The 20,366-nt window shown below is 52.7% G+C and carries 20 protein-coding genes; 12 read left to right on the top strand and 8 right to left on the bottom strand.

Translation table 11 applies throughout. From position 1 onward, the window contains the following. Positions 1–34 precede the first annotated feature (34 nt). The 3 genes from E7745_RS00625 to E7745_RS00635 form a co-directional block, all read right to left on the bottom strand. Complete coding sequence (locus E7745_RS00625) at positions 35–1,645, bottom strand: DUF4435 domain-containing protein (RefSeq protein ID WP_107031656.1); 1,611 nt, start codon at positions 1,643–1,645, stop codon at positions 35–37. A gap of 73 nt (positions 1,646–1,718) precedes the next feature. Then, on the bottom strand, positions 1,719–2,372 hold the full coding sequence (locus tag E7745_RS00630) for a phosphatase PAP2 family protein (protein ID WP_136408080.1): 654 nt from the start codon (positions 2,370–2,372) through the stop codon (positions 1,719–1,721). A 92-nt stretch (positions 2,373–2,464) separates the two neighbouring features. Continuing rightward, positions 2,465–3,391: an AraC family transcriptional regulator gene (locus E7745_RS00635; RefSeq protein WP_123398270.1), complete on the bottom strand. Its 927-nt coding sequence runs from the start codon at positions 3,389–3,391 to the stop codon at positions 2,465–2,467. A gap of 232 nt (positions 3,392–3,623) precedes the next feature. On the opposite strand from E7745_RS00635, the gene E7745_RS00640 reads away from it, so the two are divergent. From E7745_RS00640 to E7745_RS00680, 9 genes are all read left to right on the top strand, one after another. Further along, the gene (locus tag E7745_RS00640; protein WP_124075683.1) at positions 3,624–3,977 is read left to right on the top strand and encodes a hypothetical protein; all 354 of its coding nucleotides are present in this window, start codon (positions 3,624–3,626) and stop codon (positions 3,975–3,977) included. Positions 3,978–4,061: 84 nt separating this feature from the next. Beyond that, positions 4,062–4,907: a peptidylprolyl isomerase gene (locus E7745_RS00645; protein WP_123398271.1), complete on the top strand. Its 846-nt coding sequence runs from the start codon at positions 4,062–4,064 to the stop codon at positions 4,905–4,907. 168 nt (positions 4,908–5,075) lie between these two features. Further along, positions 5,076–6,056 carry a 6-phosphofructokinase gene (pfkA, locus tag E7745_RS00650; RefSeq protein ID WP_107031661.1) on the top strand — a complete coding sequence of 327 codons (981 nt, stop codon included), beginning with the start codon at positions 5,076–5,078 and terminating at the stop codon, positions 6,054–6,056. Between the two features lie 47 nt (positions 6,057–6,103). Beyond that, positions 6,104–6,769: an ABC transporter ATP-binding protein gene (locus E7745_RS00655; protein ID WP_123398272.1), complete on the top strand. Its 666-nt coding sequence runs from the start codon at positions 6,104–6,106 to the stop codon at positions 6,767–6,769. Beyond that, positions 6,759–7,451 carry a NigD-like C-terminal domain-containing protein gene (locus tag E7745_RS00660; protein ID WP_136408081.1) on the top strand — a complete coding sequence of 231 codons (693 nt, stop codon included), beginning with the start codon at positions 6,759–6,761 and terminating at the stop codon, positions 7,449–7,451. Before E7745_RS00655 ends, E7745_RS00660 begins: the two co-directional genes overlap by 11 nt. A 201-nt stretch (positions 7,452–7,652) precedes the next feature. Then, positions 7,653–7,883 (top strand): 4Fe-4S binding protein, encoded by a 231-nt coding sequence (locus E7745_RS00665; protein ID WP_107031664.1) that lies wholly within the window; start codon positions 7,653–7,655, stop codon positions 7,881–7,883. A 76-nt stretch (positions 7,884–7,959) separates the two neighbouring features. After that, entirely contained in the window at positions 7,960–9,042 is a 1,083-nt protein-coding gene (locus E7745_RS00670; RefSeq protein WP_124075684.1) for a 3-methyl-2-oxobutanoate dehydrogenase subunit VorB, read from the top strand. 9 nt (positions 9,043–9,051) lie between these two features. Further along, on the top strand, positions 9,052–9,825 hold the full coding sequence (locus E7745_RS00675) for a thiamine pyrophosphate-dependent enzyme (protein ID WP_123398275.1): 774 nt from the start codon (positions 9,052–9,054) through the stop codon (positions 9,823–9,825). Between the two features lie 32 nt (positions 9,826–9,857). Further along, complete coding sequence (locus E7745_RS00680) at positions 9,858–10,391, top strand: 2-oxoacid:acceptor oxidoreductase family protein (RefSeq protein WP_123398276.1); 534 nt, start codon at positions 9,858–9,860, stop codon at positions 10,389–10,391. Between the two features lie 161 nt (positions 10,392–10,552). Here E7745_RS00680 and E7745_RS00685 read toward each other — a convergent pair whose 3' ends face one another. The 5 genes from E7745_RS00685 to E7745_RS00705 form a co-directional block, all read right to left on the bottom strand. After that, entirely contained in the window at positions 10,553–12,307 is a 1,755-nt protein-coding gene (locus E7745_RS00685; protein ID WP_136408082.1) for a lytic transglycosylase domain-containing protein, read from the bottom strand. 73 nt (positions 12,308–12,380) lie between these two features. Then, positions 12,381–13,283 (bottom strand): DUF5683 domain-containing protein, encoded by a 903-nt coding sequence (locus E7745_RS00690; protein ID WP_123398277.1) that lies wholly within the window; start codon positions 13,281–13,283, stop codon positions 12,381–12,383. A 75-nt stretch (positions 13,284–13,358) separates the two neighbouring features. Continuing rightward, positions 13,359–14,240, bottom strand: a complete 882-nt coding sequence (locus E7745_RS00695; RefSeq protein WP_123398278.1) for a ParB/RepB/Spo0J family partition protein — start codon at positions 14,238–14,240, stop codon at positions 13,359–13,361. Between the two features lie 31 nt (positions 14,241–14,271). Further along, positions 14,272–15,039, bottom strand: coding sequence for a ParA family protein (locus E7745_RS00700; RefSeq protein ID WP_123398279.1), 768 nt, complete (start codon positions 15,037–15,039; stop codon positions 14,272–14,274). 193 nt (positions 15,040–15,232) lie between these two features. After that, positions 15,233–16,459 carry a transposase gene (locus tag E7745_RS00705; protein ID WP_124076708.1) on the bottom strand — a complete coding sequence of 409 codons (1,227 nt, stop codon included), beginning with the start codon at positions 16,457–16,459 and terminating at the stop codon, positions 15,233–15,235. 224 nt (positions 16,460–16,683) lie between these two features. On the opposite strand from E7745_RS00705, the gene E7745_RS00710 reads away from it, so the two are divergent. The 3 genes from E7745_RS00710 to E7745_RS00720 all read left to right on the top strand — a co-directional run bounded on the left by E7745_RS00710 (position 16,684) and on the right by E7745_RS00720 (position 20,365). Continuing rightward, positions 16,684–18,132 carry a HAMP domain-containing sensor histidine kinase gene (locus tag E7745_RS00710; protein WP_136408083.1) on the top strand — a complete coding sequence of 483 codons (1,449 nt, stop codon included), beginning with the start codon at positions 16,684–16,686 and terminating at the stop codon, positions 18,130–18,132. Between the two features lie 290 nt (positions 18,133–18,422). Next, positions 18,423–19,772, top strand: a complete 1,350-nt coding sequence (gene gldE, locus E7745_RS00715) for a gliding motility-associated protein GldE (RefSeq protein WP_136408084.1) — start codon at positions 18,423–18,425, stop codon at positions 19,770–19,772. A 5-nt stretch (positions 19,773–19,777) separates the two neighbouring features. After that, positions 19,778–20,365, top strand: a complete 588-nt coding sequence (locus E7745_RS00720) for a hypothetical protein (RefSeq protein WP_136408085.1) — start codon at positions 19,778–19,780, stop codon at positions 20,363–20,365. The last annotated feature ends 1 nt before the right edge of the window (position 20,366 follow it).

The following is a 20,366-nucleotide window of genomic DNA, read 5'->3' on the forward strand; positions in this document are numbered from 1 at the left end:
GGATGTGATTATATGCAAAGGAAATCCTAAAGCGTCATTCTATCCCGAAAACGCCTCTTATGGCCTCACGGATAGTCGAAGCCGGATCTCGATTTTCTTTCAGGATCGAGAGTATGGCCCTGATATATGTGTCTTTGTCATCGCGGCGCAGACCGCATGCCCGCGCCACATGGCTCTCCGAAATCATGGTCTTGCGGTTGTAGACCTTGAGCACTGCCGCATAATCGCCCTGCGCCACATAGCGGCGGAAATCACGGCAGTATTCCTCGTAGATGCCACGCGGATTGATTGACTGGCAGAGGTCATTGATATGCTCTTCAAGCTTGCCGATGTTGGCGAAGCGCCCGTCGATACGGTGCTCCACGGTCTTTTTGACCTGATGGCGTGTGTGCATCAGCGCCTGCTGCCGCAGATCTGTTTCAAACAGGCGCATGATCGACTTTTTGACCTTCGCGAAAGCCTCGTTCTGATCACGGTGGAAATGTCTTGCCACAGCCTTGATCACGGCTTCAAGCATAAAGATATTCTCTATCTCGGCAACTTCCGGCACAAGGATTTTCTTCCCGCGCAGATAGTTGACTTCCGCCTCGTTGCGGCGATCGCGGTCCACAATGCCGAATGCGTCGAGATTATGAAAGGCCCGCAGACTGTTGAATGTTCTGGTCGACTCGATCACCCGGTCGCATCCGCCGAGCGATTTCACGGTATATTCCTCGAAAATGAGCGGATACAGCTTGGCATCTATCGAATTAACGCCATCACCTTCAATGAAAAGCACCGGCTTGCGCGCTCCAAGAATGGCAAGATACACCTCATCGTTAAGTCCGTCAGCCGATGTCATGATATCATAGTCCCACTGCTCCAGCGAGGGAGCGCAGCTCTTGACCCATACGGTCACACCGTCACCACGGGTAGAGGCAAAGGACAGATCATGGGTGATGTAGACAAACGAGCAGTCACGCCTCATCTCCTCGATGCGGTCCCACAACGAACGGATCGACGACGGATGCAGCAGCATGTCAGGCGATTCGACGAATATCGTGGCTCCCTGTGGCGCGAACATCGCGGCACCTATATAATATAGCACGGCTCTTTCGCCTGCCGAAAGTTTGGACGATGAGTAGGTGTCATCCGACCTCTCGCTGCCGAAAATCATTCTGCCGCTTTCTATCAGCACTTTGTTGCCGGGGAAAACCCGCTGCCAGAGCCTCACCATACGGTCAAGCCGCGTGACGGGCATTTTGCTCTCCCTGCCACCTTTTCCACCCTTATGCTCCGAGACTTCATTACGTCTGTAATTACTGTATTTGAACGCCACAAGATTCAGCATCTCCTCGTTGAGCATCAGAGCGAGCATGCGGTCGAACTCGCCCTTTATGTCATTGCGTATGAAAGTCGATCCGCCACCTGTAGCCTCGCGGTAGAGCGAGTCAATAGATCCGGGTGTCAGATCTTCCTCATCCTTGCCATAAAGCGCTTTGAGGGCTGACATTCTGAACGCTGCCGCACCGAGATCTGCCATCATCCGGTTGGCAAAGCGGGTTTTTCCGGATCCGTTGGCTCCGATGATGATCAACTGGCGGTTTTCTGACGTATCGACTTCAAGTGGCCGACCGGAAATGCGGGGAGGAAGAGTAAGTTTCATAACCTATGTCATAGCACGGCTTTTATGCACGCCGCTATATCAATAACAAATATACGCATTGTTTAGGTAATAATCAAAACTCCAGACTAAATATCACACCCGGAGCCACGGCAATGACATCGCGACCCTGACCCGCACAGCCCGCAGGGACCTGCAGAGCCGCCGGACTGACGCTGAGCCGATACTTCTCACTCAGTCCGCGCCCGCCATAGATGCGGTCTGCGAGAAAATAGCCCAGCTCGGTCATAGCCACCCCTGTAAGTGCTCCTGCGGCCACATCCAACGCCGAGTGGCGTCTTACTGCTATACGTTCTATGGCTATCCCAGCCGCAAAGGCATAAGCCCCGACAGGATACCATGCCGAACGCCAGCCGAACTCCCTGGCAATTACCGTAGCCCCAGCAAAGGCCCAGGCGGAATGGCCTGACGGGAAGGAGCGGCAGTCGGAACGGTCGGGACGCCGCTTCCCTGCCATATGCTTCAGAGAGTAGACAGTTCCGGCCATCAGTATCACCGAGAAGCCTTGCGAAACCGCGAGGCGGCCCCAGCTGGAACGCGAGGGCTGTCCGCAGAGTTTCATAGCCTCCGGGAAAACCATCGGAAGATATTGCAGACAATCAATCTCTGTGTCTTTCGCTTTGCTGACCAGACGCGAACCACGGTCTGCGGCCACGGCATTGCACACGGCCAGCCACACGGATATTATGACCAATCCGATTTTCTTCAATTTATACACTATTTTTTATTATTCCACTAATTAGAAGTTGCTTGATAACAACCTCATTATCCAGCGAGATCCGAAAATGACTGCCTGACATTTCAGACCGAACGCTGGTATTCCGACGGAGAAAATCCGGTCAGATGCTTGAAATACTTCCCGAAAGAAGACTGGTTCGGAAAGTTCAGCTCATAGCTTACCTGCTGGATATTCTTCCCTGAGAAACGCAGCAGATTCTTGGCTTCAAGTATCACGTAGTCATCAATGATTTCAGCAGCCGAACGCCCAAGAGTCTCCTTGATGATCAGCGAAAGGTATTTCGGAGATATAAAAAGTTTGTCGGCATAGAAAGCTACCGTCCGCTCGCTGCGGTGATACTCATGCACCAGCTGTATGAACTCGTGCACATAAGTCATTCTCCTCGACTTAGGCCGGTCACCGGAGTCTGCCGGAATCCTGCGGCTGACAATCTGTATCAGCTGATAAGTCAGCGCCGCTATCACACACCTGGCTATTGACTTGCCGTAGGTGCTGTCTGTATCATGAATATTGTGCGTGTTATGGTTCAGTATCTCGAAATAGGCTCTCAGCAGAGTGGCTTCCTCAGGCAGAATCGTTATGACCGGATTCTCCTTAAGCCCTCTCTCGCCCATAGGCGCCAAAGATCCGAGGATGTTCAGATCAAAGTTGATGTCACGGATAAAATCACTTGACACAAAGAGCATATAGCAATCCAGGCCGGACCAGTCGATATTCTTGACCTCGATAAAAGACCCCGGCCGCGTCACTCCTACTGAATTTGGGGTCAGGGAAGCCGGCGTCAGATTCACTTCAAAGTCAAGGCATCCGCCAAAACAGAGAAACCACGACATGCCGTCAAATCTGACCGGCCCGGTATCCGATATCAGCAACGGTGTGCGGTTCGACTCGGTCAGACGTGTGAACACATAGTCATCACTGAGATTCGAAAATTCAGTGACGAATTTTTCAAGCGATTTCAGCTGTGTCAGATTTACAGTCTTGCCCATATTAAATTTTCAAAAACGAGTAAACGGTGTTCTCACCGCAATTATCGGCAAAATTATCACTTTTAATCCAAATCAACCACCAAAGCACATCAAATTTGTCCGTTTAGAGCAAAAACATAGACCTTTTTACCAATAAGACATTTGCAATTTGGATAATTAAGCGAATGTTAGTACTTTTGCACAAATTTTCACATCTTACGCAACCATGATGGATCAGGATTTAAAAAAACAGTTGTCACAGGACCAGGACGGTCTCCTGACATATGAGTATATCGCCAACCACATAGGCCACTGCGATGAAATCATGGACGAGTTGGTCGACAATATGATTCTCGTCGATTCTACCGGCCAGTTTGTTGTATCAGCCGCCCGCTATCTCTATGCCATTGACGGGAAGCACTACTCCGATGTGATCTCCCGCCTCATAGCCACCGCGATAGAGAAAGACCGCGAACGCCGCTATCTGCCTGACCTGATAACCTCTATCTGGGGAGCCGACTATCAGTCACGCGCTGAAGAGCTGAACGCGACTGATGACAACTTCCGGCGCATCTACAAGCGCATCACCCCGACAGAAAATATCTGAAAGCACTCCTCAAAACAGACCTGAGGCCGCGATCTTTGAACCAGGCCGCAGGAGTAAAACCGCAGTGACAGGCGGCAATATTTCATGAAATACATTCTACCGATAGTCATAGCTCTCGCCCTCGCCATAGGTCTGAGAGCACATAATCCGAACACAGAAATGAACGATCTCCAGGCCAATCCGGGCGATGTCAAAGTAATGCTCCATACAACTATGGGCGACATCACCCTCCTGCTTTACGGCGACACGCCTCTCCACACCGCAAACTTCGTCAAACTCGTCAACGAAGGCTTCTATGACGGCCTCCTGTTCCACCGCGTCATTGACAGTTTCATGATCCAGGGGGGCGACCCGACCTCAAAAGATGCACCGAAAGGCAAACATCTCGGAGCCGGCGACCCATCATACAGAATTGACGCAGAGATCGACTTCCCCAAGCACTTCCACCACCGCGGAGCGCTTGCCGCTGCCCGCGAAGGCGATGCCACAAACCCTGAGCGCAAATCATCAGGCTCACAATTCTACATTGTCACCGGCAAGAAATTCTCGCCCGCCCAGCTTGACCAGATGGAACACAAAGCCGTGATGCGCCACAAACAGGAAGTGTTTGACAGCCTCTCGATGCAGCACCGCGACAGCATCATGGCCATGCGCCGCAACCGCGACCAGGCCGGACTGGAAGCTCTGCGCGAGCAGCTGGCAGTGGAGACCGAACGGCTCACCGCCAATGACTCGACCTACTTCACCCCCGAACAGCGCGACCTTTATATGCGTGAAGGCGGCACACCGCATCTCGACGGCGCCTACACAGTGTTCGGCCGCGTCATTTCGGGCATGGACACCGTCGACAAAATCCAAAAGGTTGAGACTGACGGCTATGACCGCCCGCTGGAAGATGTGAAGGTAATTTCTGCCAAGATACTCCCTTGACATTTTTTTACCTTTCAGACAGAACTATTCTCGCATTTAAACCCTACCTTTGCATCAGGAAGCAGCTTTCGGAAAAATAACTTTCTTAATAAAAGTTTGTTTAAATTTCAAAAACTTCGCTTCAGAATACTTCTAAGGTAAATTAATTTTAATACGGATTCAACTGTTATGGCAGAAATCAAATGTGTAGGCATTCTCACCTCCGGAGGTGACGCCCCAGGTATGAACGCCGCAATCCGCGCCGTAACCCGCTCGGCCATCTACGGAGGTCTCAAGGTCAAAGGTATATACCGTGGCTACCGCGGACTCATCACCGATGAGATCCAGGAGTTCCACACTCAGAACGTCTCAAATATCATCCAGGCAGGCGGCACCATTCTCAAAACCGCCCGCTGCAAGGAATTCACCACCCCGGAAGGCCGTCAGCTGGCCTACGACAACCTCAAGCGCCACGAAATCGACGCTCTCGTAGTGATCGGCGGTGACGGATCGCTCACCGGCGCCAGAATTTTCGCCAACGAATTCAACTTCCCCATCATCGGCCTCCCCGGAACCATCGACAACGATCTCTACGGCACAGACTCGACAATCGGTTATGACACAGCCCTGAACACCATCATGGAGTGTGTCGACAAGATCCGAGACACGGCCACAAGCCACGAACGCCTCTTCTTCATCGAAGTAATGGGCCGCGACGCCGGCTTCCTCGCCCTAAACGGCGCGATAGCCTCCGGAGCCGAAGCCGCCATCATTCCGGAAATATCCACTGAGGTCGACCAGCTTGCCGAACTCATACAGAACGGCTTCCGCAAGAGCAAAAACTCCTCGATAGTCCTCGTGGCCGAAAGCCCGGTGACAGGCGGAGCGATGGGCCTGGCCGAACGTGTGAAAAACGAATATCCGGGCTATGACGTGCGAGTCTCCATCCTCGGCCACCTCCAGCGCGGCGGATCGCCAACCGCCTGTGACCGCATCCTTGCATCGCGCATGGGCGCTGCCGCCATCGACGCTCTTCTTGAAGAACAGCGCAATGTCATGATCGGCATCCGCAACGACGAGATTGTCTATGTTCCTTTCTCCAAGGCCATCAAAAACGACAAGCCCATCAACCGCGAGCTTCTCGACACTCTGCGCCGTCTCTCCATCTGATTTTCAGAGATTATTCCACACCGCATCAGCGCCCGACCCCCACACAGATGATCCAGGTCAACGACATATGCAAAAGTTTCGATAAACTGCAGGTGCTCAAAAGCGTCTCGCTGTCGATTGCCGACGGCGAGATGCTGACCATAGTGGGGCCGAGCGGAGCCGGAAAGACAACCCTGCTGCAGATAATCGGCAGTCTCGAACGCCCGGACAGCGGATCGGTCATTTTTGACGGAGAAGACATAACCCGCCTCAAAGACTCGCGTCTGGCCGCCTTCCGCAACCGCAACATGGGCTTCGTGTTCCAGTTCCATCAGCTTCTTCCTGAATTCACACTTGAAGAAAACGTCGCGCTCCCGGCACTCATAGGCGGCACAGCCCGCGGCGAGGCCATAGCCCATGCCCGCAAGCTGCTGAATGACTTCGGACTGGGCTCACGCCTGGACCATCGTCCGGCCCAACTTTCAGGCGGCGAACGCCAGCGCGCCGCAGTGGCCCGCGCGCTCATCAACGACCCTAAAGTAATTCTTGCCGACGAACCTACCGGCAGCCTCGACAGCCATAACCGTGCCGAACTCTACCGGCTTTTCTTTGACCTGAGGCAGGCCACCGGCAAAACATTTATCATCGTGACCCATGATGACACCCTGGCTCTGAGCTCAGACCGTGTCATCAGAATGAACGACGGAAACATCATTGAGGACAGTGCCCAATAACAACAGACCCATATACAGCCATCTCGCCTTAGCGCTCATTATACTTGCGCTAACTTGCTCATGCTCTGACGAAACAGGATTCAAAGGCCCGGTAGAGATGCAGTTGTGGGATATCGTCACCTATGAAGGCAGTACCGACGGAGGCGATCGTAGCCGCTTCACTTTCAGGCAGGTGGATGACAGTCCGCTGATCACGCTCATCTCCCCCACTCTGCTCCCCGCAGAAACCACGGCCGGAACCCGCATGATCATCCGCTATATTCCCGAAAGCGGCGAGGCCTACACGTCAGGCAACATCACGCTGCTCAGCGCCGCCCGCGTCAACCAAAGCCCGGTGGCCACTGAGTGGAAAGAGGAGTTTGACAATTGGAACCGCGACAAAGTGTATCTCTACAGCGTATGGCGCACCGGAAACCATCTGAATTTCCACGTGCGGCTCACCTATGATCCTGAACCGCGACTGTTTCAGCTCGCGGCTGATCCCGCCACCATCGGCACCGAATATCCAGACATCTATCTGGTCCACATAATGGCCTCGCCCACAGACTATCATGACCGTGCTTATTTCGCGTCTTTCGACATTGCCGGAGTCTGGAACTCGCCTCAGACCAAAGGAATCAGACTGCATGTGGCCAACACCAACCTCGACCAACAGGAATTTACATTTGTTAAAGATATTTAACTCTGCGGCTTATGATAATTCTTTATTATAAGCCGTTTTAATTCATTTGCGCAACATTTTCGCAGGTGTGCAATAGGTTAAAGTTTAATTAAAATGGATCCTATAAAAAGAATTATATGTAAATTTGTGTTGAATAAGTATGTCAACGATGAGGGTCCATTCTATACCGCACCTCACCGCCCAACTAACCGCTAAAACATCATGGCTAAAGTTATAGGAGCTGTAGAAATCAACCGCGAACGCTGCAAGGGATGTGACCTCTGTGTTGTGGCATGTCCATGTCAGGTGCTCTCGCTGCAGCAGAATGAAGTCAACGACAAAGGCTATCATTTCGCAGCCGACGTCGCACCGGAAAAATGTATAGGCTGCGCGGCCTGTGCCACCGTCTGTCCTGACGGCTGCATAACCGTCTACCGCGTGGTAGAGAAATAAGAGGTTGTTTAAAACTCACCCCATCCATTCAAAACAAAACAAAAAAACGGCACTGAAAAAAATAGTGCTCCGCAATATGGAAGATGAAGTCAGACTAATGAAAGGCAATGAGGCAGTGGCCCATGCAGCCATCCGCTACGGAGTGGACGGCTATTTCGGCTACCCTATCACCCCTCAGAGCGAAATACTTGAGACTCTCGAAGAGCTGATGCCCTGGGAAACCACCGGCATGGTGGTGCTTCAGGCTGAAAGCGAAGTAGCCGCCATCAATATGGTCTACGGAGGCGCCGCCACAGGCAAGGCCTGCATGACCTCCTCGTCGAGCCCCGGTGTCAGCCTCAAGCAGGAAGGCATTTCCTACATAGCCGCCGGCGAACTTCCGGCCCTCATCATCAACTGTATGCGCGGAGGCCCCGGCCTCGGCACAATCCAGCCCTCGCAGGCCGACTATTTCCAGGCCACAAAAGGAGGCGGCCACGGCGACTACCATCTGATAGTCCTCGCCCCGGCTTCAGTGCAGGAGATGGCTGATTTCGTAGCTCTCGGTTTCGACCTGGCTTTCAAATACAGAAATCCCGTCATGATGCTTGCCGACGGAGTAGTCGGTCAGATGATGGAGAAAGTAGTTCTTCCCCCGCAACGCCCGCGCCGCACCGATGAAGAGATAGCCCGCCAGTGTCCCTGGGCCGTGACAGGCCGAAGCGGAATGCGCAAGCCCAACGTCATGACCACCCTCGAACTCGATCCGGTGGCTATGGAGAAAAACAATCTCCGCCTGCAGGACACCTACCGCAGAATAGCACAAAATGAGGTCCGCTTCGAGGAACACGACACTGAAGACTGCGACTATCTGATAGTGGCATTCGGCTCTGTGGCCCGCATCTGCCAGAAAGCTATGGAAGACGCCCGCGCCGAAGGACTGAAAGTCGGAATCCTCCGCCCAATCACTCTCTGGCCTTTCCCCTACGACGAGGTGAAACGCCTCAGCAAAAAAGTGAAATCAATCCTTGTGGTCGAACTCAACGCCGGACAGATGATCGAAGACGTGCGTCTGAGCCTCGAAGACCGTGTCCCGATCCACCATTTCGGCCGCATGGGCGGCATAGTCATGGACCCCTCCGAAGTTCTTGGGGCCCTTAAGAACATCATTGAAAAGTAAGAGACAGTCATGACTCCCGAAGAAATCAAACAAAGCGCCAACATAGTCGAGACCAAGCCCCGTCTGCTCAACGACAACACCATGCACTACTGCCCCGGATGCTCCCACGGAGTTGTCCACAAGCTCATCGCAGAGGTGATTGAAGAGATGGGTGCCGAAGAGATAGCCATAGGCGTTGCCCCCGTCGGCTGTGCCGTAATGGCCTACAACTATATTGATGTGGACTGGATAGAAGCGGCCCACGGACGCGCACCGGCAATCGCCACCGCCGCCAAACGCCTGAATCCGTCCAGACTGGTGTTCACCTATCAGGGCGACGGCGACCTCGCGGCCATCGGCACAGCCGAGACAATCCACGCAGCAAACCGTGGCGAGAACATAGCCATAATTTTTATCAACAACGGCATCTACGGCATGACCGGAGGCCAGATGGCACCCACCACCCTCGAAGGTCAGGTGACATCGACTACCCCCTACGGCCGTCGTGTAGAACTCAACGGCTATCCGCTGAAAATCTCCGAGATTCTCGCCATGCTTGACGGGACATGCTACGTCACCCGCCAGAGCGTCCACTCGGCTGCCGCTGTGCGCAAGGCCAAGAAAGCCATCCGCAAAGCTTTCGAGAACTCCATGTCAGGCTTCGGGACATCAGTGGTTGAAATCGTATCCACCTGCAGTTCCGGATGGAAAATGTCGCCCGTCAAATCCAATCAATGGATGGAGGAACACATGTTTGCCAAATACCCCGTAGGCGATCTCAAAGACAGCACTGTCAAACCATAAGAGAGCGTTAAAGAAACGAAATAACAGACGAGATGAAAGAAGAAATAATCATAGCAGGTTTTGGCGGACAAGGAGTCCTGTCAATGGGCAAAATCCTCGCCTATGCAGGGCTGATGGACAATCTTGAGGTCACATGGATGCCAGCCTACGGACCTGAGCAGCGCGGAGGCACAGCCAATGTGACTGTAATTCTTTCCGATCAGCCGATCAGCAGCCCTGTGCTCAACACCTATGACACAGCCGTTATTCTCAACCAGCAGAGCCTCGACAAGTTCGAGTCGAAAGTAAAAACCGGCGGCACTCTGATCTATGATCCCTACAGCATACACCATGCGCCTACCCGCACAGACATCAACATCTATCCGGTCGAAGCTATGGAAGCGACATTCGAGCTTTCATCAAGCAAGGCCTACAACATGGTGCTGCTCGGCTCGCTCCTGAAAGTGCGCGGACTGCTTCCGGTAGAAGCCGTCATGAAAGGCCTCAAGAAGACTCTGCCCGAACGACACCACCACCTGCTCCCCATCAACAAGCAGGCCATACTCAAGGGCATGGAACTTGTCTGAGAGTAGAGAGATTCGTCTTCGCTCTTTCCCTCTGCCTGACAGCTCAGCTCCTTCAGACCGAAAAAACATTATAAAAGAAAAAAGTCAACCTCCACATGCCGCAGATCACGGCTGTGGAGGTTGACTTTTTGGGTGATTCTTTAACGGAAAGGTCCGCTTGCTTATCTTCTTCTGCGGCTTCTTTTCTTGGCCGTTGCTTTCTTGGCCGGAATTTTCAGGCTCTGTCCGGCGCGGATGTTAGTACTTTTTCCAAGTCCGTTGGCCGACTGGATGGCTGCGACTGTAGTTCCGTGTTTGCGGGCAATTTTCTCCAGTGTGTCACCGTTGCGCACCTTATATCTGGTGGCCTTCGGAGTCGCGACGGCTTTGGGTGCAGGCTTTGAAGCCGCAGCTTTTGAAGCAGATGCAGATTTGGCGGGAGCGGCATTCTTTGCAGCAGAAGCCGACGTGGCGGCCGGTGCTGCGGCATTGGACGAAGCGGCAGATTCCCGCAGGGTCTCGGCACTGACCTGAGCCACTTCAGGGGCGGCTACAACCTTGACGCTTTCCGGGGACACACGCTCGAACACTTCGATCTTGAGCTTATCGCCCTCCTTGACTTTGCCACGGCGCAACTGATTCCAGCGCTTGATGTCTGTAGCCGAGACGCCATACTGACGCGCGATGTCACGGATGCTTTCTCCGCGTGTCACCACATGGGTCTTCACCACCATCTTTTCCGACATCTGGGTCTGGGCAATCTCATTGTTGGTTTGGGCATTGGCTGTCTGGCGGCTTGCCTGGGCAAGATTGGCCACACCGTTGTCTCCGGCCACGATCTCCGGCTCGGAATTCTCGCCCGGCTCCACATAGCTGCGACGCGCATAGCGGTCTGCGTCATAGTCGACGATTCGCTTCTCGCTCATAACGTAGCTCAGACACTGCTGAGTGGGGAGCGTCAGAAGATAGGGGCGATAGTCTCCGGGGATGATATCCTTGCGATACTGCGGGTTTAGCATACGGATCTCGTCGACCGGTATATTAAGCACTGCAGCAATCTGGTTGAAATGAATATATTTGTTTACCTGGACGGTGTCAGTGGTCAGATGACGCTTGATGACAGTCGGAGAGATGCCATGCTTGTTGTAGTAATTCATCACATAGTTGGCGGCGATGAAGGCAGGCACATATCCACGGGTTTCGGCAGGAAGATAGCTGTAGATCTCCCAATAGTCTTTCTTGCCTTCGCCTCCGGCACGGCGCAGAGCCTTGTTGACGTTACCCGGACCGCAGTTGTAGGCCGCTATGGCAAGCGACCAGTCATTGTAGATCTCATAAAGCTGTTTAAGATAACGGGCGGCGTTACGAGAAGACAGACGGGCATCGCGGCGCTCGTCGATCAGCGAGTTGACTTCCATTCCGAGCCCTTTGGCCGTTGCGGGCATGAACTGCCACAGGCCTGCTGCTCCTGCACGCGAAACGGCGTTGGGGTTAATGGCCGATTCAATTACCGGAAGATACTGCAGTTCGGTAGGCATACCCTCTTTCAGCAGTTCTTCCACGAAAATCGGACCGTAGTAACTGTGGAGGGCAAGCATATCAGCCACCAGCGAGCGGCGCTTGGTGAGATACATATTGATATAGTTCCCTACAATCGAGTTGTAGGGCAGCTCGATCTCGGTCGGGAGTCTCTTGAGCCTCTCCTCATATTCAGCGGGAGTGGCGGTCTGCGACGCTCCGAGGTCAATGCCCGGAACCACATAATTCTTCAGATAAAAATTCTCCTCAAGCAGACGGGTCTGCGTCTCGAAGCTTTCAGGAGCTATTATATTGTCATCGGTAATCGAGTTCTTTATCTCAAGTATGGATTGAGCGCCCATGACACTCATGGCGTTGAGTCCGACGGCAAATACTGCGACAAGGATTGACTTATTCATTATTTTTCTTTACAGATATATCTATGGGAGAGTTTTGGACTATTTTACATAAATGATCGACCGGCTGACAGCGTCAGAAATTGACCGCCCAGCAGACTCCGAGACCGGGCAGACCGTTCTTGCGAGTCTCGGTGGGGAGCAGTGCCGGAGCGATATCGACACTGAGGTCCGGACTGATGTCGAAATGGGCAAGCTGCGCATCGACATAGGCATCGACCATCGCAACAAGATATACGCCTATCATGCAGATGACACAGAGGTCACGCTGACGGCGATACATGTTCTTGCGCTGGCGCAGTATATTGGTCAGCCATTCTTTATTTAGATCAGACTCCTGCACGGTCGGCGCGAAGAAGTCCATGTAGCTCTTGGTCGAAGGGTCATTGTCCATGATATCGGAATAGGCGCGGGTGTAGTCGCGCAGCATTGTATTGTTCCAGTTCATGGCATAGCCAAGCCCCATGAATCCGCCTACTACTATGGGGAGTTTCCAGTAACGGCGGTTGTAAAGCTGCCCAAGGCCAGGAAACAGGGCTGACATCCAGACGGCTTTGGTGGGGTCAGGGACAAAGGTAAATTTCTTTTCCTCCGGAGCGCGGGCTATCGAATCGGTCACCGCTATCAGCGGAGAGGCAACAACCGGGACAGAGTCAAGCGGAACTATGCTGACGGAATCACCCTGGGCCGAAAGGCTGTCAAGAACCACCATGACCGGAGGTGTCTGCGGATTCCCTACCGGAAAACTGTCAGGCAGATTTGAGATCGGTGATGTATGACGCCGCTCCGGCCTTACAGGCTTCCGCGAGGGAGCCGTGACAACCGGAGCTACCGAGTCGGCATCAGCCACACAGCTTTCGGCCGGCATATTTTCAGAAAAAATGTTAAACGGGCATGTCAGCACGATCAACATCATGCCGACAGCAAGCCTCCATATGGTTCCAGCTGTTCGTTGTTCTTTTTCCGCTTCGAATTGCATTTTGGATTTATCGTCCTGAGTTCCAGGCGAATATCAAGATCCACCCGGTAATTTCCAGGCAATAGCTTCTGACGGCTACTGCTTTGCAGTGTCAAAGATAGCAATTAATCTTTCAAGTTCAGCCTCATCGCGGAAAGAAAATGAGATTTTTCCTTTGCCGGAAGCGTCGCAGGTGAGCTTTACAGGGGTGCTGAATCGCTGCGAGAGGTGGTCTTTTAAAATATCATAATCATTGTTAGAAAATCTTCTGCTGTCATTCTCAGGCTTCTTGCCTTCGAGAGCCGCCTGCTGATATTTCTTTGCGAGTTCCTCCACCCGGCGCACCGAAAGGCCCTGTTTAACGATCTCATTATAGAGACGCAGCTGAAATTTCGGGTCGTCGATGCTCAGCAGAGCGCGGGCATGACCCATGTCAATCCGGCGGTCGCGCAGACCGAGCTGCACTTCAGCCGGAAGGCGGAGCAGACGCAGGAAGTTGGCAATCGTGGTACGCTTCTTGCCTATGCGCTCGCTCAGACGCTCCTGGGTGAGATTATACTGATCAATCAGCTTTTTGAATGTCAGAGCTATTTCTATGGCGTTGAGATCTTCGCGCTGTATGTTCTCTATGAGCGCCATTTCGGTCAGCTCAGTGTCATTCGCAGTGCGTATATAGGCAGGGACGGTAGTCAGTCCGGCCATCATCGCCGCGCGGTAGCGTCGCTCGCCGGCTATGATCTGGTAAGTGTCAGGTCCGGTTTTGCGCAGCGACAGGGGCTGTATGATGCCGAGCTCACGGATGGAGCGCGAGAGTTCCTCAAGGGCTTCTTCGTCGAAAAGACGTCGCGGCTGATCGGGATTGGGAGAGATACGTGAGATCTCTATGTCATTTATGGCCGAGGTACCGCGGGCGGGCGCATCATCCATTGCGATGAGCGAGTCGAGACCGCGGCCGAGGGCAGGGCGTTTGGGCTGCATAGGATTCTGTGATTATTTATCTGTAGTGTGGTTAGAGGCTGTTTTTTGCTATCAGTTCACGGGCGAGGGCCACGTGAGAGGTAGCTCCGCGTGAAATCGGATCGTAGAGCAAAGCCGGCAGGCCGTGGCTCGGTGCCTCGCTCAGACGGATGTTGCGGGGAATCACCGTGTCAAAGACCATTGGACCGAAGTGGCCTTTCAGTTCTTCGTAGATCTGATTGGCCAGGCGCAGACGCGCGTCATACATGGTCAGCAGAAAGCCTTCGATCTCGATCTGCGGATTGAGTTTCGATTTGATGATACGGATGGTGTTGAGAAGCTTGGTGATTCCCTCCAGTGCGAAATATTCAGCCTGCACGGGAATGATCACGGAGTCTGCCGCGGTCAGTGCGTTGACCGTTATAAGTCCGAGCGACGGAGAGCAGTCGATCAGTATGTAGTCATACTTGTCCTTGACGGGAGCGACTGCCTTTTTCAGTACATTCTCACGCGCAGGCTTGTTGATAAGCTCAATTTCAGCGCCTGCCAGGTCGATGCGCGACCCGACAAGATCAAGCCCCTCGCAGCAGGTGGCTACCTGGGATCCCTCCACCGGATAGTCATCGACCAGACATTCGTAGATCGAAGAGGTCATAGTCTTAGGGTCTATCCCGTAGCCCGATGTTGCGTTGGCCTGCGGATCGGCGTCAATTATCAGTGTCTTCTTACCCTCAGCCGCAAGTGACGCGGCCAGATTGATGGTAGTGGTGGTTTTTCCGACGCCGCCTTTCTGATTGGCGATTGCTATTATTTTACCCATAAGGCGTTTATTGGTTTTTCTGATGCAAAGTAACAAAAATTCCTCTGTCCGTTAGACCTTTCTACTATCAAATCGTGTTAAAATGTTGAAAACTGCCTCTGATTGTTAATAACCTCCCCCCTAAACCATCGGCATGGCTCATTCGTTTATCTGATACAATGATTCGGTAAAATTTGAGGTTGTTCAGCCTTGGCTAAGCCGCTAACTGAGCCAACCGATGATTTATTTTCTGAATTATTTTGAGATGCGGAGATTTTCCGCAAGTCGAAATAATTGTTGAGGCGAGATAAGATTCAAACATAAGCCGTTTGAACTGCGCTACCGAAAGATCCGGATAATCCTTCCTTATGACCTCTTTGCAGACATTGAGGGCTGTGAAGGAAAGATTGAACGCAAAGTCAAGCCGCTCCCTGTCGCGGGTCTGCTGTGACTGAAGTCCGGTAAACTGCTTGGCATCGCGTATACCGAACTCGATCTGGAAGCGTGTGCGGTAGAAACCGATGATCTTTTCAGGTCTCATGTCGGTGTCGGTAGAGAAGTAAAGAAGAGGCTCTCCGTTTTCAACCGGACATACCACGATACGGATGTCGCGTTTCAATGCCCTCGAATGTACGACCGCCGTGTGACATCGGGTTTTGATTCCTTTGGAATCCTCATATATGAATGAAGTGAACACGGACATATCAAGAGTTGAGAAATCCACTTTCTCTCCATACTTTTTCTTTCTGCCGCGTCTTCGCGTGGCGGAGGAATCCGGTATGGCCAAATACCTGAGATATGAATTGGCACGTAATCTCCCGACAAACCGGAATCCCATGCCAATCACCTCATTTACAAACTCATATTTGGAGAAAAAGGCATCGGCAACCAGAATATCCGTCAGTGAGAGCAGCTCTGCCGCCTTTGACCTGACAAGTGCCACATACCAGTCAAGCATTGACATTTGTTTCTCAGATTCAAGAGTCCTGAAGTTCGGTGACTGGACAGCACCGAGCATCACACATGTATGTTTACTCAGACTTATTGCCCCGATCGCCATTATCTCCAGACCGCGTTTGACACGTTGTGCCACCCCTGACCAGAAACGGCCTATGCCATATGTCAGGCTGCCTGACTTTGAAATGAACGACGGATCGATTGCCACTGCCATGTCATCGGACGGTCCAAAACAATCCTGCGCCATACCTATGTTGACTTTCATCCAGTCTACGGGTGTCTTGAAATTGGAGGCAAAGGTCTTGGCTGTACGACCGCCATAGCGCGACAGCCGGGTAAAATTGACTTTGCCCGGAATCAACGCCACAGTGCGTATTGTTAAAATCAGCCAGTTGAGGAACCTTTTGCTCATCTTGGTTGTAGTATTTTCAAATACCGACTTACACTGAAAGGTGAAGTCTTTGAGAATCGCCAATACGTTCATATTGTTTAATGTTTTTATAATGAACGCTTTGGCGATTCATTTGTATTTGACGATTCGATATATTAACTTAAGTTTCAACCACTTCGGTGATTTTTACCGAATCATTGCTGATAAGTAACTCTGAGAAATTAATTTATACTATTATATGAGCTACTTATGCACACATTCTATCGGTTAATTTTTAAGAGTTGCTTAAACACAATCACGCAAACTATTTATATATTATGAAACGACTGTTTACTCTGGTCATAGCTCTGACCGCCGCGGCTTTCGGGATGTGGGCCGACAGCCAGACCGAGCTCAACCGACAGCTGAAGGCTTACAACTCGCAGATGGCCGCACACCAGTATCTGCCCGCCGCACGCTCGGCAGCTGCCGCGGCTGCGATATGCGCCGATGCCAAGAACTACGACGGCGCTTTCCGTCTTCTCGCCAACAACGACAAGACTCTTGCCGAACGCCATATCTCGCCCGACTCTCTGCCTGCGGTTTTCTACACGACCGAACGCGCCCGCTTCCTCATCTACCGCAATCTCTCAAACAACTCCGACGCAGGCCGCTCGCTCGCCAAAATGGCCGGCTATGCAAAAAAAGCAGGAAACAAGGAACTCACAAGCGACATGCTCTTCAACGAAGCCCAGTATTACTATGCCATCAACCAGACAGCCAAAGGCGACCTCTGCATAGCCCGCCTGATCAAGCAGTATGACCAGGCCAATGACTACAAAGCCGCCGACAAGGCCTATCAGGACCTCATCGAAAGAGCCGTAAGCGCCAACGATGCCCGCCTCGTGGAACACACCTATGAAAACTACATGCGCTGGTCAGACTCGATCGAGGCCATAACAGCCCATACCGAACTCGGCAAGGTTAAGCAGGAGTATGCCGAAAGCCAGGAGACTATCGCAGAGAAAGACCACACCATAAAGGCCCGCACGGGCTGGGTGGTAACCTTCATCACTCTCTTCGTCATCGCTCTTGCCGCCCTCGGTGTCGGTGCCATGTTCTACTGGCGCGTGGTGGCGAAAAACAGACGCATGAAAAAATCCGTTGACACCGCCAACGCCGAAAGCGCCGCCAAGAGCGCCATACTCCACAACATGTCTTCGCAGATGGAGCCTACACTCGAACAGCTTGACCAGACAGACCCGGCTGTGCGCAACCTCCGCGGCTATGTCAGACGTGTCGGCGAACTCTCCGATGTGGAAAGTGCCGGACAGCTTGACGAGGAAGCCCTCGAAGAAGTGAATCTCCAGACATTCTGCGATGCCATTGCTAATAAAATCCGCCCGATGCTCAATCCGCGCGTGGTGCTGCATCTCGACGGCTGCAAAGGCTATGCCCGCATCGATGCTCCCGAAGTCGACAAAATCCTCACCCATCTTCTCGGAAATGCTGCAAAACACACAGCCGAGGGCGGTAAGATCACACTCGCCTACCGAAAACGCGGAGCGAAAAGCCACCAGTTCATCGTGACCGACACAAGTCCGGGCATCCCCGAAAACGAGCGCGAAAATCTGTTCAAGCCCTTCGCCACGCCGACTGACATCAGCAAAGGCGCCCGCCTCGGCCTCCCCATCTGCGCCCTCCGCGCCGAAAAGATCAACGGCTCTCTGATCCTCGATCCCTCAGTCACCACTGGCGCCTCATTCATCCTTACCCTCCACAGCTGACGCACCATCCATACACACAACCATGAACCGGTCAAAGTCTGGTTTTACAACAACATGATCCTCACCTGGGGCATAAAACCTCTTACCCCGAAACGGTCACTCGGCATCTTGCCGCGGACCGTTTTTTTAACAAAGCCGAGGCAAAATCTGTGAGGTTACGAAAATTCTCATTATCTTTGCAGCGATAATGCCTGTGTTGGCTCATACCGTCTTTGAGATTGATGCCCCGGCTCTTTGTATAACTTATCTAAATCGTCTTGGACACTGACCCTTTACCTGCCACTGAACAGGTGGCAAACACTCTTCTTGACATTACCAACACTCCGTTGCTTGACGTTGCGCCATTTTCCACCGACAGCATTGTGGCGCTCTTGTGTGCTTTGGCAGCGCTTCTGATCTCCGCATTTGTTTCCGGAAGCGAAATTTCATTTTTCTCGCTGACACCCGTGCAGTGCGACGAACTGGAAGAAAGTTCGTCGGGCGAACGTGTGTTAAGACTGCTCCGGATGCCCGAACGCCTCCTGGCCACAATCCTCATCATCAACAATCTGGTCAACGTGACCATCGTTGTGCTCTGTAACTTCGCCCTCGGCCCGATCTTCTCGACACTCAGCCCTGTGTGGAGTTTCATCCTGCAGACCGTACTTCTTACCTTCCTGATACTCCTCTTCGGAGAAATCCTGCCGAAACTCTATGCCAACTCCAACAATCTGGCATGGGCCAAAACGGCTGCCCCGATGCTTGAAGCCGGGCTCAGTCTGTTCTATCCGCTCTCGTCAGTCCTCGTCAAGAGCAGTGGCATTGTAAAGAAAGTGGTGACCAAAAAGACCACCTCTGTCACCGCCGATGACCTCTCGCAGGCTCTGGAGATAGCCCATGTAAGCGACGACGAAAACAAAGACATGCTCGAAGGCATTCTGAAATTCGGCGACACAACAGCCTCTGAAGTCATGACCCCGCGCGTCGACATCACAGGCATCGAAACCTCCGACTCCTTCGCCCAGGTGATGAAAATAGTGATCGAAAGCGGATTCGCCCGCCTGCCGGTCTATGAAAACACTATGGACAACATAAAAGGAGTGCTCTATTCGCGCGACCTTCTCCCCTACGTAGGGCAGACCGGAGAAAACTTCGAATGGCAGAAACTGATGCGCGAACCCTACTATGTGCCTGAATCGCGCATGATCGACGACCTCCTCGAAGATTTCCGTTCGCGGAGAGTCCATCTGGCCATCGTGGTCGACGAATTCGGCGGCACCCAAGGCATCGTGACCCTTGAAGACGTGCTTGAAGAGATAGTGGGCGATATCGACGACGAATATGACGTTGAAGAAAAAACCTACCGCCGCCTACCTGACGACACCTATATCTTCGAAGGCAAAACCTTGCTCAACGACTTCTTCCGCGTAACCGATCTCGATGAAGAAGCCTATGCACCCGTCATCGAAGACTGCGAGACACTCGCCGGAATGCTCCTGGCCATCAAGGGAGACTTCCCGAAAGAAAAAGAATCAATTGTCTACGGCCGCTGCCGCTTCCTGGTGCTCTCCATCCATCAGCACCGCATCGTCAACGTGCGCGTCAAAGTAATGCCCGAAGACCAGCCTGATTCAATGACCTCTCCAACTCCCGCCCTGTAAAACCGATGAAAAAAGCCTTAGGCCATATTTCATGCCTTATAATAAGCATCACGGCGGCTATAGCCGCAGATTCATGCTCCGGGGCCGGAAATGACAGCGCCGTTCCCAAACCGGAGGGATGGCCCCGCATCGAACTGCCAGGCCGAAACCACAGCATCCACACCGCAGGTCCGGCCACACTGATGTTCAATTCAGACGCCGACGTCAGCATGCAGCAGAAAGCCGACGCCTCATGGTGGATCACCGTGACCTACCCGCAGTTCAGCAATGCAACCCTCTACCTGACCCTCTCTCCAGCCGGCCGACAGGAGATATCAGCGATCATGAACAACCGCCGCGAACGCATGGAACTCAACTCCGGAGGCGCCACAACTGTCATCACCGAACTCACATCAGCCGGCAACTGGCACTGCGAACTGGCCGAAACCCGCACCTCGCTCACCACCCCCGTGCAGCTTCTTGCCACAGATTCCGCCTCCGTGCTCTCCGGCGCCTTCTACCTTGATCTGCCCGCAGGCTCCTCACCCGACTCAATAGCCCCAATAGTAAGAACCGTCAGAGACGACATGCTTTATCTCCTCAAAAACCTCTGAC

The sequence above is a fragment of the Duncaniella sp. C9 genome (assembly GCF_004803935.1).
In the GTDB taxonomy this organism is placed as follows: Bacteria; Bacteroidota; Bacteroidia; order Bacteroidales; family Muribaculaceae; genus Duncaniella; species Duncaniella muris.

What these genes read in the sequence shown, in the direction of transcription:
- E7745_RS00720 (WP_136408085.1), top strand. Translation starts at nt 19,778, where the DNA reads ATGAAAAAAGCCTTAGGCCATATTTCATGCCTTATAATAAGCATCACG.
- E7745_RS00670 (WP_124075684.1), top strand. Translation starts at nt 7,960, where the DNA reads ATGGAAGATGAAGTCAGACTAATGAAAGGCAATGAGGCAGTGGCCCAT.
- E7745_RS00705 (WP_124076708.1), bottom strand. Translation starts at nt 16,459, where the DNA reads ATGAACGTATTGGCGATTCTCAAAGACTTCACCTTTCAGTGTAAGTCG.
- E7745_RS00690 (WP_123398277.1), bottom strand. Translation starts at nt 13,283, where the DNA reads ATGCAATTCGAAGCGGAAAAAGAACAACGAACAGCTGGAACCATATGG.
- E7745_RS00625 (WP_107031656.1), bottom strand. Translation starts at nt 1,645, where the DNA reads ATGAAACTTACTCTTCCTCCCCGCATTTCCGGTCGGCCACTTGAAGTC.
- E7745_RS00695 (WP_123398278.1), bottom strand. Translation starts at nt 14,240, where the DNA reads ATGCAGCCCAAACGCCCTGCCCTCGGCCGCGGTCTCGACTCGCTCATC.
- E7745_RS00645 (WP_123398271.1), top strand. Translation starts at nt 4,062, where the DNA reads ATGAAATACATTCTACCGATAGTCATAGCTCTCGCCCTCGCCATAGGT.
- E7745_RS00675 (WP_123398275.1), top strand. Translation starts at nt 9,052, where the DNA reads ATGACTCCCGAAGAAATCAAACAAAGCGCCAACATAGTCGAGACCAAG.
- E7745_RS00635 (WP_123398270.1), bottom strand. Translation starts at nt 3,391, where the DNA reads ATGGGCAAGACTGTAAATCTGACACAGCTGAAATCGCTTGAAAAATTC.
- E7745_RS00680 (WP_123398276.1), top strand. Translation starts at nt 9,858, where the DNA reads ATGAAAGAAGAAATAATCATAGCAGGTTTTGGCGGACAAGGAGTCCTG.
- E7745_RS00700 (WP_123398279.1), bottom strand. Translation starts at nt 15,039, where the DNA reads ATGGGTAAAATAATAGCAATCGCCAATCAGAAAGGCGGCGTCGGAAAA.
- E7745_RS00665 (WP_107031664.1), top strand. Translation starts at nt 7,653, where the DNA reads ATGGCTAAAGTTATAGGAGCTGTAGAAATCAACCGCGAACGCTGCAAG.
- E7745_RS00710 (WP_136408083.1), top strand. Translation starts at nt 16,684, where the DNA reads ATGAAACGACTGTTTACTCTGGTCATAGCTCTGACCGCCGCGGCTTTC.
- pfkA (WP_107031661.1), top strand. Translation starts at nt 5,076, where the DNA reads ATGGCAGAAATCAAATGTGTAGGCATTCTCACCTCCGGAGGTGACGCC.
- E7745_RS00685 (WP_136408082.1), bottom strand. Translation starts at nt 12,307, where the DNA reads ATGAATAAGTCAATCCTTGTCGCAGTATTTGCCGTCGGACTCAACGCC.
- E7745_RS00655 (WP_123398272.1), top strand. Translation starts at nt 6,104, where the DNA reads ATGATCCAGGTCAACGACATATGCAAAAGTTTCGATAAACTGCAGGTG.